Origin of the sequence: Hydrocarboniphaga sp. (assembly GCF_028291725.1) — a bacterium.
GTDB lineage: Bacteria > Pseudomonadota > Gammaproteobacteria > Nevskiales > Nevskiaceae > Hydrocarboniphaga.
In genome coordinates this window covers 1-16194 of record NZ_JAQGNT010000076.1, presented here as the reverse complement: position 1 = coordinate 16194, position 16194 = coordinate 1, and the positions used below count along the sequence as shown (strand labels likewise).

Below are 16194 nucleotides of genomic sequence, written 5' to 3'. Positions count from 1 at the left end.
GACGGATAGAGCAACTCCGCGACGAGCGCCCCCACCCTGGCCCTCCCCCGCACGCGGGGGAGGGAATCGCTTTTACGCGGCTGCGCGTACCGAATCGATCAGCGAGCCGATCTCCGCCGCCTTGGGTTTCACCAGCCAGAACTTGCCGACGTAATCGGCCCAGTCGCTGATGATCTGCTGCGCCCACTTGCTGCCGGTGACCTTGGCGTACTCGGCGATGACCCGGCGCAGGTAGTTCTCGTGCGCTTCCATCGACTCGGAGACCACGCGATGGATGTCGATCAGCTCATGGTTGTAGCGGTCGACGAAGTTGCGCTTCTCGTCGAGCACGTAGGCGAAGCCGCCGGTCATGCCCGCGCCGAAGTTGACGCCGGTATGGCCGAGCACGACGACGACGCCGCCGGTCATGTATTCGCAGGCGTGATCGCCGCAGCCTTCGATCACCGCATGCGCGCCGGAATTGCGCACCGCAAAGCGTTCGCCCGCCATGCCGGCCGCGTACAGCGCGCCGCCCGTTGCGCCGTAAAGACAGGTGTTGCCGATGATCGCCGCCTCACGCGACTCGTACTTCGCGGTCTTCGGCGGCTTGACGACGATGCGGCCGCCGACCATGCCTTTGCCGACGTAGTCGTTGGCGTCACCTTCGACTTCAAGATTGAGACCGCCGGCATTCCAGACGCCGAGGCTCTGGCCCGCCGCGCCCTTGAGCTTGATCGTGATCGGCCGGTCGCCCATGCCGAGATTGCCCCAGCGACGTGCGATCTCGCCGGACAGGCGCGCGCCGATCGAGCGATGACGATTGCTGACCGTGTAGTGGAAGATGCCGCCGGTCTTGTGCTCGATCGCCGGCAGGCAGTCCTGCAGCATCGCCTCGGCCAGCTCGCCCTTGTCGAAGGGCTCGTTGTTGAACATGCAGTACTGCGCGCTCGGCAGCATCATGCCGGCCGATTCCAGAATCGGAGACAGGTCGAGGTTCTTTGCCTTGTTGGTGCTGCCTTGCGCGATCATCAGCAGATCGGTGCGGCCGATCAGTTCCTTGATCGTGCGGATGCCGAGGCTCGCCATCAGCTCGCGCGTTTCCTGGGCCACGAACTTGAAGTAGTTCATGACCATCTCGGGCAGGCCGACAAAGTAATTCTGGCGCAGCACGGTGTTCTGTGTGGCCACGCCAGTTGCGCAATTGTTGAGGTGGCAGATGCGCAGATACTTGCAGCCGAGCGCGACCATCGGCGCGGTGCCGAAGCCGAAGCTCTCGGCACCGAGAATCGCGGCCTTGATCACGTCGAGCCCGGTCTTCAAACCGCCGTCGGTCTGCACGCGAACCTTGTCGCGCAGATTGTTCATGCGCAGCGTCTGATGCGTTTCCGACAGGCCGAGTTCCCAGGGCGTGCCGGCGTACTTGACGCTGGTCAGCGGCGAGGCGCCGGTGCCGCCGTCGTAGCCGGAGATCGTGATCAGGTCGGCATAGGCCTTGGCAACGCCGGCCGCGATCGTTCCGACGCCAGGGCCGCTGACCAGCTTCACGCTGACCAGCGCCTGTGGGTTGACCTGCTTCAAGTCGAAGATCAGCTGCGCCAGATCCTCGATTGAATAGATGTCGTGATGCGGCGGTGGGCTGATCAGTGCGACACCGGGCCGCGCATAACGCAGCTTGGCGATCTGTTCGTTGACCTTGTCGCCGGGCAGCTGGCCGCCTTCGCCGGGCTTGGCGCCCTGCGCGACCTTGATCTGCAGCACTTCGGCATTCACCAGGTATTCCGGCGTGACGCCAAAACGCCCCGATGCGACCTGCTTGATCTTCGATGATTTCTCGGTGCCGTAACGCGCCGGGTCTTCGCCGCCTTCACCGGAGTTGCTGCGGCCGCCGAGGCGGTTCATCGCGATCGCCAGCGCTTCGTGCGCCTCCGGCGACAACGCACCCAGCGACATGCCGGCCGAGTCGAAACGCTTCAGGATGGTTTCGATCGGCTCCACTTCGTCGATAGCAATCGCGGTCGCGTCCTTGAACTTGAACAGGTCGCGGATCATCGACACCGGCCGCGTGTTGACGACCTCGGCATAGGTCAGATAGTCGTCGTAGCTGCCCGATTTGACCGCCTTCTGCAGCATTGCGACGACGTCGGGGTTGTAGGCGTGGTACTCGCCGCCGTGCACGTACTTGTACAGGCCGCCCTGCTCGATCGGCTTGCGCGCGCTCCACGCGGCCTCGGCGACCTCGACCTGCTCGTCCTGCAGATCGACGAACTTGGCGCCCTGGATACGCGACACGGTGTGGTTGAAGCACATGCCGACGATCTCGTCGTGCAGGCCAACCGCCTCGAACAGCTGCGCGCCGCGATAAGACGAGATCGTGCTGATGCCCATCTTCGAGATGATCTTGTACAGGCCCTTGTTGATGCCCTTGCGATAGCTCTGCGCCATCGTCTCCGGCGCCTTGTTCTTGACCTGGCCGCTGCGCGCCATCTCGTACAGCGAGGCGTACGCCAGATACGGATAGATCACGCTGGCGCCGTAGCCGATCAGGCAGGCGAAGTGATGCGGGTCGCGCGCGGTCGCGGTCTCGACGACGATGTTGCAGTCGCAGCGCAGGCCGGCCGTGACCAGCGCGGCGTTGACCGCGCCGGTCGCCAGCAGCGCATGCACCGGCAGCTTGCCGCGCTCGATCGCGCGGTCGGACAGCACCAATACGACCTTGCCGGCACGCACCGCGGCGATGGCCTCGTCGCAGACGTGGTCGATGGCCGCCTTCAGGCCGATCGCCGGGTCGTAGTTCAGATCGATGACCTGGTGCGCATAGTTGCTGTCGTCATTGCCGATCGCCAGCAGCGCCTTGAACTTGGCCTCGCTCAGCACCGGCGAGTCGATCAGCAGGCGCGCGGCGCGTTCGGGGGTCTCCTCGAACATGCCTTTCTCGGCGCCGAGCTGGCATTCCAGCGACATCACGATCTGCTCGCGCAGCGGATCGATCGGCGGGTTGGTGACCTGCGCGAACATCTGGCGGAAGTAGTCGTACAAGGACCGCGCCTGCTGGCTCAGCACCGCGAACGGCGTGTCGTCGCCCATCGAGCCGACGGCCTCTTGTCCGGCCTCGGCGAGCACGCGCAGCACCTGGTCGCGCTCCTCGAACGTCAGCTGGAACATCTTGTGATAAATGCCGACCGTGTCCGGCGGCATCACGTCCAGCGAGTTCGGATCGTCCGTGAGGCTGGCCTCCAGCCGCTTCATGTTCGACTTGATCCAGGCCTTGTACGGCTTGCGCGCGGCCAGCATCCTGTCGATGTCCTCCGGGCGCAGCAGCGAGCCGGTCTCGGTGTCGACCGCGAGGATTTCGCCCGGACGCAGGCGGCCTTTCTCGACCACGTCCTGAGTCTTGAAATCGTTAACGCCGATTTCGGACGCGAGCACGATGTGGCGGTCGGTGGTGATCACGTAGCGCGCCGGGCGCAGGCCGTTGCGGTCCAGGCAGCAGGCGGCGTAGCGGCCGTCCATGATGACCACACCGGCGGGGCCGTCCCAGGGCTCCATGTTGACCGAGTTGTATTCGTAGAACGCGCGGATGTCCGGGTCCAGATCCTCGACGTTCTGCCAGGCCGGCGGGATCAGCGCGCGCATCGCCTGGAACACGTCCATACCACCGGCCAGCAGCAGCTCGAGCATGTTGTCCATGCTCTGGCTGTCCGAGCCTTTCATCGTCACCAGCGGCATCAGTTCTTCGATGTCGGGCAGCTCGGCGCACTGGAACTTCTTGGCGCGTGCCTGTGCCCACATGCGGTTGCCGGAGATCGTGTTGATCTCGCCGTTGTGCGCCAGGAAGCGGAACGGGTGGCACAGCCGCCACTTCGGCAAGGTGTTGGTCGAGAAGCGCTGATGAAACACGCACATCGACGATTCGAGTCCCGGATCGGCCAGGTCCGGATAGAAGTCCGGCAGGAACTCCGGCATCACCAGGCCCTTGTAGACCAGTACGCGGCAGGACAGGCTGGTGACGTAGAAATCCTCGTCGCCTTCGGCTTCCAGAATCTTTTCGACGCGCCGGCGCAGCTTGAAGAGTTTCAACTCGAACGCGAATTTGTGCATGTCACGCGGCGCGGTGATGAACACCTGCTCGACTCGCGGCACCGCCTTCATCGCCTCGTCACCGAGCGCCGCAGCGTCGGTCGGCACGATGCGGAAGCCGAGCAGCTTCACGCCGTGGTGTTCGGCGGCTTCCTCGAACGCCTGCTTGGCGCGCTCGCGACGCTTTTCGTCCTGCGACAGGAACACGTTGCCGGCGCAGTAGTTGTCGCCCAGCGCGTAGCCGAGGATGGAAGCCTCGCGGCGCAGGAAAGAGTCGGGCTTTTTCATCAGCAGGCCGCAGCCGTCGCCGGTCTTGCCGTCGGCCGCCACCGCGCCGCGGTGCGTCATCCGGTGCAGCGCGGTGATCGCGGTTTGGATCAGCTTGTGGCTGGGCTGGTCGTCCATGTGGGCGATCAGGCCGAAGCCGCAGGAGTCTTTTTCGAACTCGGGCCGATACAGGCCATGCGCAGCGTAACCCTCGAGGGACAGATCGGTTGGCTGGGACATGCGGAACGCTCCTGGCTAAAAAAGGCCGCATCGCGCGGCCTTCTGGTATTGCGTGCAGCGCGCTCGCTGGCGGGCGCGGGTAAGGAAAGTAATTTCCCTGCCGGAGACAAGCAAATTCCGGGCTGGAAACTGAACGCCGCCCGGGCTCGAGTCCCGTTGAATCAAGGGATTAGCCTGTACTAAGATGGCCATCTGCATGGCCATGTTCCGCGAACGAGCGCGCCGCTATGAAAACCGTCTCCATCGCCCAGGCCAAGGACCGCCTCACCGAACTGCTCTACGAGGCAGAGGATGGCCGTCCGGTGCAGGTTACGCGGCGCGGCAAGGCGGTAGCGGTACTGATGTCGGAATCCGAGTACGAACGCCTGCTGGGCAGCGCGCGGCCGGACTTCGCCGCCTGGAGCCAGGGCTGGCGTGCGCGCCAGGCCAGCGGCTTCGAGGGCGTGACCGGCGAAGAGCTGGATCGCTGGGCGGATTACTAACGAGGTCCCGGCGTAGGGCGGGTCGCGACCCGCCCTACAAGCTGATTTTGATTTTGCTTCTTGTGGTCCCAAAAACGGCGGGTCACGACCCGCCCTACGAGCTGATGAGGCAAGGAATCTAGTGGCGAAGCCGGCTTACCTGCTCGACCTGGCGGTGCTCGCCGAGCTGACCCGGCCGGACGGCAATCGCCGCGTATTCAACTTGTTCCAGCAGCGCCAGGGCAGCTGCGCGCTGGCGGCGTCCGCGCTCTACGCCTGGCTGCGCGGGCTCGACAGCCTGCCGGAGAGCCCGCGCCGGCAGCAGCTGGCCGCGTTCACTGCCGAGCTGCTGCACAGCGGGCCGCCAATCCTGAGCCTGGACCGTGAGTCCGCGATCTGGCTGTCACGGCAGGCAGCGCGCTGGGATCGATCCGCCCGGCCCTGGACCCGGCTCGACGGCGAGCAGGCCGCGATCGCCGCGACCCGCGAGCTGACGCTGGTGGTGCGCAGCCCGTTTTCGCTGAATGGCGCCGAGGGCTTGAAGCTGGACGACTGGTTCCGGCCATGAACCCGCAGCCGAGGCTGGGGGTAGGTTGGGGTGAGCGCAGCGAACCCCAACATCGGCGCGGATGAATGTTGGGGTTCGCTGCGCTCACCCCAACCTACACGCTGAGTGCCCGTAGGTCTCAACGCGGATCGTCGATCAGGATCGGGCGCGTCGTGATGCCCGCCTGAGCGCCGCTCAGCACCGACAGCTGCAGGTTCAGCGTCTCGGCGCCTTCACGCCGCGCATCGCGGCGCGCGGCGACCAGGATGTAGCGCGTCGAGATATCGCCGTCGGCCCAGCTCAGCACGCCACTGGCCGCGCCGATCAGGTCGTCCGCCGATGCGCTGCCGAGCACGCGCGACCAGTTCGCCGATGCGGCGCCACAGCCGGCACCGGACCGCGTCACGCCAACCAAAGTGCGCTCGCCCTCATCGACGACGATGGGCGCAGCCGACACGAAGCCGATGCTGCCGCCATCGCAGACCGCCACGGGCTTGACCTGCAGCGAGGATGCGATCGGATCGTGATCACTGGCCTGGTCGGCGAACTCGGCATTGATGTGCACTGCCTGGAACTCGGCGGCAGTCAGCGTCGCCTCGCTGACAAAGATGTGATCGAGCTCCTGCGAGTTGCCTTCGAACACGTAGCTGTAACGCTCGGTCTCCGGCAGCAGCAGCGTCGCCAGATCGGTCAGGATCGGTGTGCCGATGTCGGCACCGCTGAGCTTCTGCATCGGCGCCGACCACTCGAAGTCGTTGAAGTCGCCGAGCGTGATCACGCGAGCGGCCGGCTGCTGCGCGAGCACGCCGGCGATGAAGTCGTGCAGCACCTGCGCCTGTTGCAGACGCTGCGTCTCGCTGCTCAGCACCGGCGGCTGGTAGCGGCCGAACAGCGGATAGTCGCCACCCTTGGAATTGAAGTGGTTGACGATCGCCAGCACGCGCTCGCCGTTGAAGTCGAACGTCGCGGCCAGCGGCTTGCGGCTGTTGTCCCAGGCGGTGTTCGTGGGGTCGACGCGGCCTGGCGACAAGCTCAGCTGCAGCTTGCCGTCGCCGCCGATGCTCGCCGCGGTGGCGGTCGTCGCATCGCCGGCGCCGGCCGTGCCAGGCACCAGCGTCACCCGCGTCGCGTCATACAAAAATCCCTGGCGGATGTTGCCGCCGGGCACGCCGCCGTCGGTGCCGTCCTGCGGCGAAATCGTGGTGTAGCGGTAGCTCGGGCCGCCAGCGGCGGTGATCGCATCGACCAGGGTCTGCAGGGTCACGTCGGCGTCGACGGTGCCGTCGTTGGCACAGCCGCTGTTGTCCTGGATTTCCTCCAGGGCGACGATGTCGGGCGCGCCGAGCATGTCGACGATCTGCTGTGCCTCGGTCGTGAAGCGGCCGTTGGCGATATCTTGATCGGGCCCGCCGTCGCAGGTGTCGGCGTCGTTCGGATCGAGGTTCTCGACGTTGTACGAGGCGATGCGCAGGCGATCGGTGCCACTGCTCAAGCTCGCCGGCACTCGGGCGATTCCGCCGGAGACGAAGCTCGGCAGCTCGGTCGGGAACACGCGCGGATCGCCGAAGCCATAGGACATCGCGCCGGTTACGCTGGCCGCGGTGTCGCCGACATTGACCAGCGGATAGACGCTGGTCAGACCGCTCAGATCGATCTGGATGCGCTCGGGGTTGTAGTCGACGCCGGCCGCGCGCTCCACCAGCGTGATGCCGCCGCGCGCATTGGTGCCGCTCGCGTCGGCGCCGCCGTCGGCAAGCACCCAGACTTCACCGAAGGAGCTGGTCGGGCCGCTGGCGCGCGCATTGTCGATGCGCACCTGCATGCCTTCGAGACTTTCATAGAAATCGATGCCGTCCTCGGCCGGATCGTAAGTGGTCTGCGCCGCCACTTCGACCGAGCCGCTGGTGTCGTCGTCGATGACTTCCGTCGGCGGCATGCGGCCAGCCGCGCCGAGAATCACCGGCGTGACCGCCGCACCGCCGAACAGGCCGCTGGTAGCGGTAACCGTTGGCCCGGTGATTTCGGTGATGGTCAGATTGCAGGCCGCCGAGGACGAGGCGCAGTTGGTGGCGGTGAACGTGCTGCCGGCGCGGAATTCCGAAACCGTGCCGTCGACCAGTACCTGCGAGCCGACCGTAATCGACGCCGCCGGCGCGGACGAGGTAAAGACGAAGATGCCGTCGGACGTGGCCTCGTCGCCATCGCCGACCGGGTCCTGCAGGTAGAAGCCGTTGGAGCTGCGCTGCGTGACCACGCCGGGAACCTGCGAGACGCACAGGCCGTTGTAGCCCGATACGTGGCCGCGACCCTGGATAGCCGGGATGCCGATGCCGACATTGGTGCAGGCCGGCGGCGGCGTGCTGCCGAGCGCAGTCGGCGTCGCGGCCGCGTCGGGACCGAAATCGGCGGCGTTGTCGCCGCTGTCCTGCGACTCGCCAGCGAGCCGGTGGCGGCTCAGCTGATCGGTCGGCGTGGTCGCCGAGGTAACGATGCCGGCGCTGCCTTCGCGGCAAGGGCTCAGCGGGGCGCCGACACCGTCCTGCAGGCCGTTGGCCGCATCGCGCAGCGCGAGGCCTGCGTAGGCGGTGGACGTGAAATCGGAGATGCCGGTGCCATAGGTCTGGTCGCCGGGCACGCCGGCGCTGTAGGCGCTGGCGCTGTTGGCGAGCAGATAACGCCCACCGGCCGGCAGGCTGACGCCGGAGGCGATGGTGACGCGCGTGCTCTCGGTGCCCGGCGTGCCGCTCTGGCAGCCGTTGAGCTTCCATCCGGAGATATCGACGGAACTGGCGCCGACGTTGTGCAACTCGACGAATTCGTCGCTGGCGCCGCCGGGCCCTCGCGTGCGGAACTCGGAGATCACGACACCAAGAGGCGCGGCCTGCGCCGCATCCATGAGCAGAACCGACAACAAAACCAAGGCGCGCAGACGTCCCATCGCAATGCTCCCTCTATCCCTGAGAATACAAACTCGTCGATGAGAGTCTGCCGCGGATGCGTTACAGCAATGCGTCTCGGCGGTGGCTACCCAACTGTAGGAGCGGACCTTGTCCGCGAATGTGTCGGTGCAGCCTCAATCGCGGACAAGGTCCGCTCCTACCGTTCCAGACGGGGATAGCGATTACGCATCGACCCTAGCCGTCGGCAACGGGCTTGCCGACCTACACCGGCTGGGTGAGTTCCAGCCGCTCGCTACGCTGCAGCAGCGCCTGGTCGAGCCGCTCTTTCGACTCGGGGCCGCGCAGCAGCGCGTTCAGAAACACTTTCGAATAGCTCTTGTCGACAATCGCGCCGGAAGCGGCGATCTCCGGCGCGATCATCGCGTGCAGCTGCACCAGGTTGTAGGCCGGCACGCGCGGATACAGGTGATGGCCGATGTGCCAGTTGATGTTGTTCCAGAAAAAACTGTGCACGCGGTTCGACGTGACGGTACGCGTGCCGGCGAGCTTGCCCTGATCCCAGGGTGTCTCGTAGTGCTCGGCGATAAAGCGCATCGAGTTCAGCAACGAGAAGACGAACACCGGCGCCAGCCAGACTTCGAGCACCGGGCCGAGCATGTCGTGCTGTTTGGCCCAGGCCACCAGCGCCCAGACGCAGGCGATCTTCAGCACCGCTTCGCCGAGATGGATCGCCCACTGTCTGGCGGTGAAATACTTGATCGGGTAGATCAGGTTGAAATGCAGGAAGGTCAGCAGACCACCGACCGCGATGTACGCGTAAAACGCGATGAAATCGAGCACGCCGCGCTTACCCATCGTAAACGCGTCCGGATCTTTGGGCGAGCGGTTGTAGCGGTGATGCTCGAGATGGTCTTCCTTGAACGCGACGAAGGACACCATCAGCGGGATCATCGTGACGATGCCGAACGCCCAGTTCTGCCACTTCGCCGCAAACAAGGTGTTGTGCGTCGCCTCGTGCATGAAGGTGACGATGCTCATCCACAGATAGCCGGCCGCGGCGTAGGCGGCCCAGTCGGTGATATCGGATTCCGATTGCCAGGCGAGCGCAGTCACCGCTGCGAGCAGCGCGAAGAACAGCAGAATCTTGGATACCGTCCTGAGCGGGCGATAGCCGGTCAGGCTTTGCAGCTGCTCAGGCGTCAGTCGCTTTTCATTCATCGTGCTCATATTTGTCGACCTGTGACCGCGTTCCGAGCGCGCATCGGATCGTTGTCCGTCGTCGAGCTCATGGTGTCCCCTGCCCATCCGCACTGCCGGTTTTGTTACCGCTCGGTACGGATTTTCTGCGTATGTCCGCGCCGCAGTATCGCCGATTGGGCATTCAAGATTCAGGCCGCCAGTCGGGCGTATCCGCCCTGTCAATCCTCTTAACGCAGCCGGCGCGGGTCGAACAGGCGCTCGTGCTCGTCCAGCGCGTAGCGGTCGGTCATGCCGGCCACATAGTCCGCGACCGCGCGGGCGCGGCCGATATCGCCGTGCTGCTGTTCGAGTGTCCTGGCTGCGTCGAAGAATTCCGGCGGCATCAGCCGCACGTCGTCGTACAGCGCGATGAACAGATCGCGCACCACGCGCTTGGCCTTGGTCATCACCCGGTAAACCTGGTGATGGTGATACAGCTGCTCGCGCAGGAAACGCTTCAGCTCCAGGTTCTCGGCACTGAGCTGCTCGCTGTAACTGATCAGCGGCGCGCTCTGCATACGCACTTCGTCGATATGCCTGACGCCGGCGGCGACGATCCGCGCGTGGCTGGTCGAAGTCAGATCCTCGACGAAAGTGCTCATCACACGGCGGATGGTTTCGTGGCGCTCCTGCTTGGAACGCAGCGGGCCATAGGTCTGCAGCACCTGCTCGTGATGACGGCGGAACAGCGGCACGCCGCGCAACTGCTCGATCGTCAGCAGGCCGGCGCGCAGGCCGTCATCGATATCGTGATTGTTGTAGGCGATCTCGTCGGCGAGATTGGCGAGCTGCGCCTCCAGGCTCGGCTGCTGGCGCTCGATGAAGCGCCGGCCGACGTCGCCGAGTTCGCGTGCACGCGCTTGGCTGCAATGCTTGAGGATACCTTCGCGCGTTTCGAAACTCAGGTTCAGCCCGCGAAAACTTGCGTACTTGTCTTCAAGTTCGTCGACCACTCTGAGCGATTGGGCGTTGTGTTCGAAGCCGCCGTAGGGGCGCATGCAATCATTGAGCGCGTCCTGGCCGGCATGCCCGAACGGGGTGTGGCCGAGATCGTGCGCCAGCGAAATCGCCTCGCATAGATCTTCGTGCAGCGACAGCGAGCGCGCCATGGTCCGCGCCAGCTGCGCGACTTCCAGGCTATGCGTCAGCCGCGTGCGGAACAGATCGCCTTCATGATTGACGAAAACCTGGGTCTTGTATTCGAGCCGGCGGAACGCGGCGCTATGAATGATGCGATCGCGATCGCGCATGTAGGCGCTGCGATTGCTCGGGCCGGGCTCGTCGTGATGGCGTCCGCGGGAATGAGCTTCCAGAGCGGCATAGGGCGCAAGGTTCATGCACGCATTCTAGTGTCGTAGCGCGTAGGTTGGGGTGAGCGCAGCGAACCCCAACATTGGCGCGGCAGTCTGTTGGGGTTCGCTGCGCTCACCCCAACCTACGCATTACGCACAGGCCTGGCTCAGCGTCTCGGCCAGCAGTTCGGCGTCGAAGTCCGACGTCAGGATCGCATCGCCAAGCCCGCGCAGCAGAATCAGGCGCAGCTTGCCGTTCTGAACCTTCTTGTCCAGGCCCATCAGATTGCGGAAGTCCGCGGGCAGCATGCCGGCCGGCGGCCGCGTCGGCAAGCCGGCGCGGGCGATCAGCGCGACGCAGCGCGCCACCACCGTGTCGGTGATCCAGCCATGCCGTGCCGACAGTTCCGCAGCCAGGCACAAGCCGGTTGCGATCGCCTCGCCATGTAGCCACTGGGTGTAGCCGGTGTGGGTTTCGATCGCATGACCGAAGGTGTGCCCGAGATTCAGCAGCGCGCGCGGGCCGCCGCCGGTTTCGCGCTCGTCCAGCCCAACGATACGCGCCTTGATCGCGCAGCAGCGCTCGATGATCTCGGCCAGCGCGTTCGGCTCGAGTGCCAGGATGCGGTCGAGATTGTTCTCCAGCCATTCGAACAGCAGGCTGTCGGCGAGCATGCCGTACTTGATCACTTCGGCCAGGCCGGACAGCAGCTCGCGCTTGGGCAGCGTGGCCAGGCTGTTAGTGTCGGCGATCACCGCCAGCGGCTGGTGGAAGGCGCCGATCAGATTCTTGCCGCGCGCGTGATTGACGCCGGTCTTGCCGCCGACCGAGGAATCCACCTGGGCCAGCAGCGTGGTCGGCACCTGGATGAAATCGATGCCGCGCTGATAGATCGCTGCGCAGAAGCCGGCCAGATCGCCGACGACACCGCCGCCGAGCGCGATCAGGCAGCCGTCGCGCGACAGCTTCGATGCGAGCAGCCAGTCGAGCACCTCCCCGGCGGAATCCCAGGTCTTCCGGGTTTCGCCGGCCTGCAGCACGAACACCTGCTCGCGGCCCAGGTGCAGCGCAGCCAGCAGCGGATCCAGATGGATAGGCGCGACGTTGCTGTCGGTGACCACGCGCAGCTGCCGGCCCTGCGCTTCCGGGAACGCGGCTTCGCCGGCGGCGATGCCCTTGCCGATGCGGATCGGATAGCTGCGAGCGCCAAGCTCGACTTTGAGGATGCGGGTGTTGTTCAAGCGATCGGGACGGGTGGGAACAGGAAGGTCTGGTTAATCGTAGCGAGCAAACGCAGTAGATTAGGCAGACCTTCCTAGAGAGCGGTTGCGGGGCGGTCTATATGATCTTCGATTTCGCGCGCCAGCACGCGCGCGTTGCGGCCGTCGGTGTGGATGACCAGGTCGGCAATCTCGCGGTACAGCGGATCGCGGACGTCGAACAGTGCCTGCAATGTCTGCCGGCGATCCGGCACGTTCTGCAGCAGCGGCCGGTGATCGGTACGCGCGGTGCGCTGCAGCTGCTGGTCGACGCTGGCGTACAGGTAGACGACCATGCCGCGCGCCGCCAGCCACTGGCGATTTTCGGAGTCGAGCACCGCGCCGCCGCCCGTCGCGAGCACCACGTGGCTGCGCTGCGCGAGTTCGGCGATCACCTGCTTCTCGCGCTTGCGAAAACCTTCCTCGCCTTCCTTTTCGAAAATCAACGGAATGTCGACGCCGGTACGCAGCTCGATCTCGTTGTCGCTGTCGATGAACTCCATGCCGCGGGTTTCGGCCAGGCGCTTACCGACCGTGGTCTTGCCGGCACCCATCGGGCCTACCAGGAAGATGTTCACGGCCGTCGACACGCGGCACCCGTCATGGATTGATCTTGATGGTGGCGGTCTGCACCGGCAGCGAGCCGACCGTAATGTTGATCAAGGCCGTGCCGGCGCCGCCGTTGGCCCGGTAGATCGCGGTGGCGATGCCGGAGGCATTGGTGGTCGCGGTGCTCGGCGACAGCGTGCCGGCGGACGGCGCGCTGGAGATCGCGAAGGCCACCGTGGCGCCGGCCACGGTATTGGTGGAGGCATCCGAAACCTTGACCGAAATCGTGCTGGCGCCGCTGGTGGCGCTGGTGGCGCTGATCGGGCTGGACACCGCGAACGTGAACGCGGCGGGCTCGCCGACGTAGGCAAAGGCCCGCGTCGCGCTGAACTCCGCGGTGTCACTGACCGCCGTCACGGTCTCGGCTCCGGAGGTGCTCGATGTGATCTGCAGGCGCGCGAAGCCGCTGCTGTCGGTGGTCACCGTCAGCGAACTTCCGGCATTACCGGCCGCATCGATCAGCGTGCCGAGCGTGGCAGTGAACGTGACCGGCGCGCTGACCGCGACGCCGTCCGCGGCCCATTGCAGCACCAGCGGCTGCACGGTGTTGACCGCGAGCTTGGCCGCCGCGAGCGGCGCCGTGAACTGGAACACCGTCGGGGTCATCGCCACCGCCTTGGTCGCCGACAGGGCTTCGCCGCCGACGGTGCCGGAGGCGATGACCGAAGACGTGCCGGTGACCGCGGTGACCGTGCCGCTGGAGCTGGTCGTGGTGGCCGACAGCGTGAAGTACAACTGGCCCAGGGAATTGGTCGTGGTGGCCGTGGTGGTGCGCGACAGCGTGCCCAGGCTGGCCGACAGCGTGATGCTGACGCCGGTCACCGGGTCGCCGGCGGCATCGAGCGCGGTGACGGTGTACGACTGGCTGGTGCCGGAGGCGACGCTGTCCGGGCCGGTGAGGGTCAGTGTCGGCGTCGTCGTGCCGGGGTCGTTGTCGAGCAGGCCGCCGCCGCTGTCGCTGCTGCCGCAAGCCGACAGCAGGAGCAGAACGGCAAAGCTGGAACCGCGCAGCAAGTGGCCGAGGGTCATCGAGGACGCAAGGGGAGGCAGGGCGCGCAGTATAGCCAAGCCGTCACCGGCTGAGGCTCATCCCGGCCGCCCCCATAGTTCTTGTCTAGTTGGCAGCGTGTAGCAAAAAGCCCGCGGAATGCGTAGCCCGGGTGAAACCCGGGGCTTGTGCCGCCAGCCATCATCCCGGGTTTCACCCGGGCTACGGCGACTGTTCCACACTTTTAAGGTAGTGCCCTTGGGGTCGCGACCCGCCGCTTGCAGCGCACAGCAGCGGCGCCAGCAGAGCCCACCGTCCGGGCCATCTCACCGCCCGGACACTCCGCCTCCGCCTCCGCCACCCGCCGCTGCGCCCGACCCATGTCCAGCAGGTCTTGGTAGCATGCATGCTCGCGCAGGATCGGCATCGGTGGTGACGTCAACGTGTTCAGCCTCACCATTGATTTCGTATTCCGATGAGATCGATCGTGCCCCGAAGCTGCCAGTGTGCGAGCCGCACCGGACCGATCGTCGTCGGGCTGATGCTGGCTTTGAGCGCCGGGTTGGCTGAGGCCGATGTCGTGGCGGTGGTCTCGGCCAGAAGCCCGGTGACCGCGCTCAGCAAAAACCAGGTCGTCGATATTTTTCTGGGCAAGGCGAACCGCTTCCCGGACGGCAGCCTGGCGGTGCCGATCGATCAAGTCGAAGGCGCGGCGGCGCGCAACGAGTTCTATCTGAAGTTCGCCGGCAAGTCCCCGGCCCAGATCAAGGCACATTGGTCGAAGATCATCTTCACCGGCAGAGGCCGGCCGCCGCGGGAACTGTCGGGCAGCTCCGCAGTAAAACAGCTCATCGTCGAGAATCCCAATGCGATCGGCTACATCGAGCCGAGCCTGGTGGACGGCAATGTGAAAGTGTTGCTCTCGCCGTAGCCACGACCGATCCGAGCCCCAATGAGAGCATCGAACGCATCGCACAAGCTGACCTCCATCGCGCTGCTGGCAGCGGCGCTGCATGCTGCGGGCGTTCGCGCCGGCGATGCCGACGCGCCGATGTTTTCGCTGCACGGCTTCGGCACGCTCGGCCTGGTTCATTCCGACGCCGAGGATGCCGACTTCGTCGGCAATTTTTTTCAGCCTGACGGCGCCGGCTACAGCGGCTCGTGGGCAGCGGGCGTCGACAGCAAACTCGGCGTGCAACTGGACGCGCACCACGGCGATCAGCTGTCCGCGGTCGTGCAGCTCGTTTCCCAGTATCGCTACGACGGCACGTATACACCGCAGATCGAATGGGCCAACGTCAAATACCAGTTCACGCCGGATTTCAGCGTCCGCGCGGGCCGCACCGTGGCCGGGCCCTTCCTGTTGTCCGACGCCCGCCTGGTCGGCTACACCTATCCCTGGATCCGGCCGCCGCAGGAAGTCTACGGCGTGCTTCCCGTCACCAACATGGACGGGGTCGGCGCCAGCTACCGTTTCCAGTTTTCCAGGGGAACGGACTTGGTGAATGTGGCCTACGGTCGAACCCACTTGAAATTACCGGGCGGCGGCGGGATCGATGCACGACAGTTCTTCGAGGCGAGCAACACGCTGGAGATCGGTCCGGGCACTTTCAGGATCGGCTATTCGTCGATTCAGGTCGACCTTCACAGTCCCTCTGTCGATCCGGTATTTGACGGTCTTGAGGACTTCGGCACCGCGCAGGCACTCGCCCTTCGCGACCGGTATCAACCGAGCGATTTTCCATATTCCGTGCTCAGTCTCAGCCTCAGCATCGACCCCGGCGACTGGCTGCTGATGGCCGAATGGGCCGCCAATCAAAGTTCGGGCGTCGTTTCCGATACCCGGGCCTGGTATGTGAGCGGCGGCTATCGTTTCGGCAAGTTCACGCCGTATCTGACACTGGCACGACTCCGGGCCGAGACGATTTCCGAGCCCGGCCTTTCCACCGAGGGTCTGACGGCCGAGCAGGCAGCAACGGCGGCGGCACTCAACAGCGGCCTCAACGGCGTTATCAAATACTTCGCGTTTGCGCAAAAAAGCCTGTCCGTCGGCATACGCTGGGACTTCATGGCCAATGCGAGCCTCAAACTTCAGTACGAGCGTGTGTTACTGGACTCGGACGCAAACGGACGGCTGGGGAACATTCAGCCGGGTTTTGAGCCCGGCCAGACGGTCAACGTATTCAGCGTCGCCACCGACTTCGTTTTCTAGGAGCCTGTCGGATTATCGGCCTTAATTTTGCCTGAGCAATGTCGATAGAAACGGACCTAGGACGAAGCGATGGCGCAGCGGTTTGTGGATGTGGATCGAGCGACGCCGTACTTGCTACCGCCA

The 16194-nt window shown here is 65.2% G+C and carries 11 protein-coding genes; 4 read left to right on the top strand and 7 right to left on the bottom strand.

What is annotated here, in order from left to right; all coding sequences use genetic code 11:
• Nucleotides 1–72 precede the first annotated feature (72 nt).
• Entirely contained in the window at nt 73–4563 is a 4491-nt protein-coding gene (gene gltB / locus JWQ90_RS20525; RefSeq protein WP_299696892.1) for a glutamate synthase large subunit, read from the bottom strand.
• A gap of 227 nt (nt 4564–4790) precedes the next feature.
• Here gltB and JWQ90_RS20520 point away from each other — a divergent pair, with 227 nt between their 5' ends.
• Together JWQ90_RS20520 and JWQ90_RS20515 are read left to right on the top strand one after the other, a co-directional pair.
• Nucleotides 4791–5045, top strand: coding sequence for a type II toxin-antitoxin system Phd/YefM family antitoxin (locus tag JWQ90_RS20520; protein WP_299696891.1), 255 nt, complete (start codon nt 4791–4793; stop codon nt 5043–5045).
• A 121-nt stretch (nt 5046–5166) separates the two neighbouring features.
• Nucleotides 5167–5592, top strand: a complete 426-nt coding sequence (locus JWQ90_RS20515; protein ID WP_299696889.1) for a hypothetical protein — start codon at nt 5167–5169, stop codon at nt 5590–5592.
• Nucleotides 5593–5710: 118 nt separating this feature from the next.
• Here the strand turns inward: JWQ90_RS20515 and JWQ90_RS20510 are convergent, their stop codons facing one another.
• The 6 genes from JWQ90_RS20510 to JWQ90_RS20485 all read right to left on the bottom strand — a co-directional run bounded on the left by JWQ90_RS20510 (nt 5711) and on the right by JWQ90_RS20485 (nt 13900).
• The gene (locus JWQ90_RS20510) at nt 5711–8509 is read right to left on the bottom strand and encodes a lamin tail domain-containing protein (protein WP_299696888.1); all 2799 of its coding nucleotides are present in this window, start codon (nt 8507–8509) and stop codon (nt 5711–5713) included.
• 223 nt (nt 8510–8732) lie between these two features.
• Nucleotides 8733–9689 carry a fatty acid desaturase gene (locus tag JWQ90_RS20505; RefSeq protein WP_299696887.1) on the bottom strand — a complete coding sequence of 319 codons (957 nt, stop codon included), beginning with the start codon at nt 9687–9689 and terminating at the stop codon, nt 8733–8735.
• Nucleotides 9690–9898: 209 nt separating this feature from the next.
• A complete protein-coding gene (locus tag JWQ90_RS20500; RefSeq protein WP_299696886.1) occupies nt 9899–11047 on the bottom strand; it encodes a deoxyguanosinetriphosphate triphosphohydrolase in 1149 nt (382 codons plus the stop codon).
• A 105-nt stretch (nt 11048–11152) separates the two neighbouring features.
• Nucleotides 11153–12244 carry a 3-dehydroquinate synthase gene (gene aroB, locus JWQ90_RS20495; protein WP_299696885.1) on the bottom strand — a complete coding sequence of 364 codons (1092 nt, stop codon included), beginning with the start codon at nt 12242–12244 and terminating at the stop codon, nt 11153–11155.
• A 74-nt stretch (nt 12245–12318) separates the two neighbouring features.
• A complete protein-coding gene (aroK, locus tag JWQ90_RS20490; protein ID WP_299696884.1) occupies nt 12319–12852 on the bottom strand; it encodes a shikimate kinase AroK in 534 nt (177 codons plus the stop codon).
• A 10-nt stretch (nt 12853–12862) separates the two neighbouring features.
• The gene (locus JWQ90_RS20485) at nt 12863–13900 is read right to left on the bottom strand and encodes an invasin domain 3-containing protein (RefSeq protein ID WP_299696883.1); all 1038 of its coding nucleotides are present in this window, start codon (nt 13898–13900) and stop codon (nt 12863–12865) included.
• A gap of 446 nt (nt 13901–14346) precedes the next feature.
• On the opposite strand from JWQ90_RS20485, the gene JWQ90_RS20480 reads away from it, so the two are divergent.
• Together JWQ90_RS20480 and JWQ90_RS20475 are read left to right on the top strand one after the other, a co-directional pair.
• Nucleotides 14347–14790, top strand: coding sequence for a hypothetical protein (locus JWQ90_RS20480; RefSeq protein WP_299696882.1), 444 nt, complete (start codon nt 14347–14349; stop codon nt 14788–14790).
• A gap of 120 nt (nt 14791–14910) precedes the next feature.
• The gene (locus JWQ90_RS20475) at nt 14911–16071 is read left to right on the top strand and encodes a hypothetical protein (RefSeq protein WP_299696881.1); all 1161 of its coding nucleotides are present in this window, start codon (nt 14911–14913) and stop codon (nt 16069–16071) included.
• Nucleotides 16072–16194: the final 123 nt, after the last annotated feature.

Coding starts and splice junctions, on each gene's coding strand:
- gltB (WP_299696892.1), bottom strand. CDS start 4,563: ATGTCCCAGCCAACCGATCTGTCCCTCGAGGGTTACGCTGCGCATGGC.
- JWQ90_RS20520 (WP_299696891.1), top strand. CDS start 4,791: ATGAAAACCGTCTCCATCGCCCAGGCCAAGGACCGCCTCACCGAACTG.
- JWQ90_RS20510 (WP_299696888.1), bottom strand. CDS start 8,509: ATGGGACGTCTGCGCGCCTTGGTTTTGTTGTCGGTTCTGCTCATGGAT.
- JWQ90_RS20505 (WP_299696887.1), bottom strand. CDS start 9,689: ATGAATGAAAAGCGACTGACGCCTGAGCAGCTGCAAAGCCTGACCGGC.
- JWQ90_RS20500 (WP_299696886.1), bottom strand. CDS start 11,047: ATGAACCTTGCGCCCTATGCCGCTCTGGAAGCTCATTCCCGCGGACGC.
- JWQ90_RS20485 (WP_299696883.1), bottom strand. CDS start 13,900: ATGACCCTCGGCCACTTGCTGCGCGGTTCCAGCTTTGCCGTTCTGCTC.
- JWQ90_RS20475 (WP_299696881.1), top strand. CDS start 14,911: ATGTTTTCGCTGCACGGCTTCGGCACGCTCGGCCTGGTTCATTCCGAC.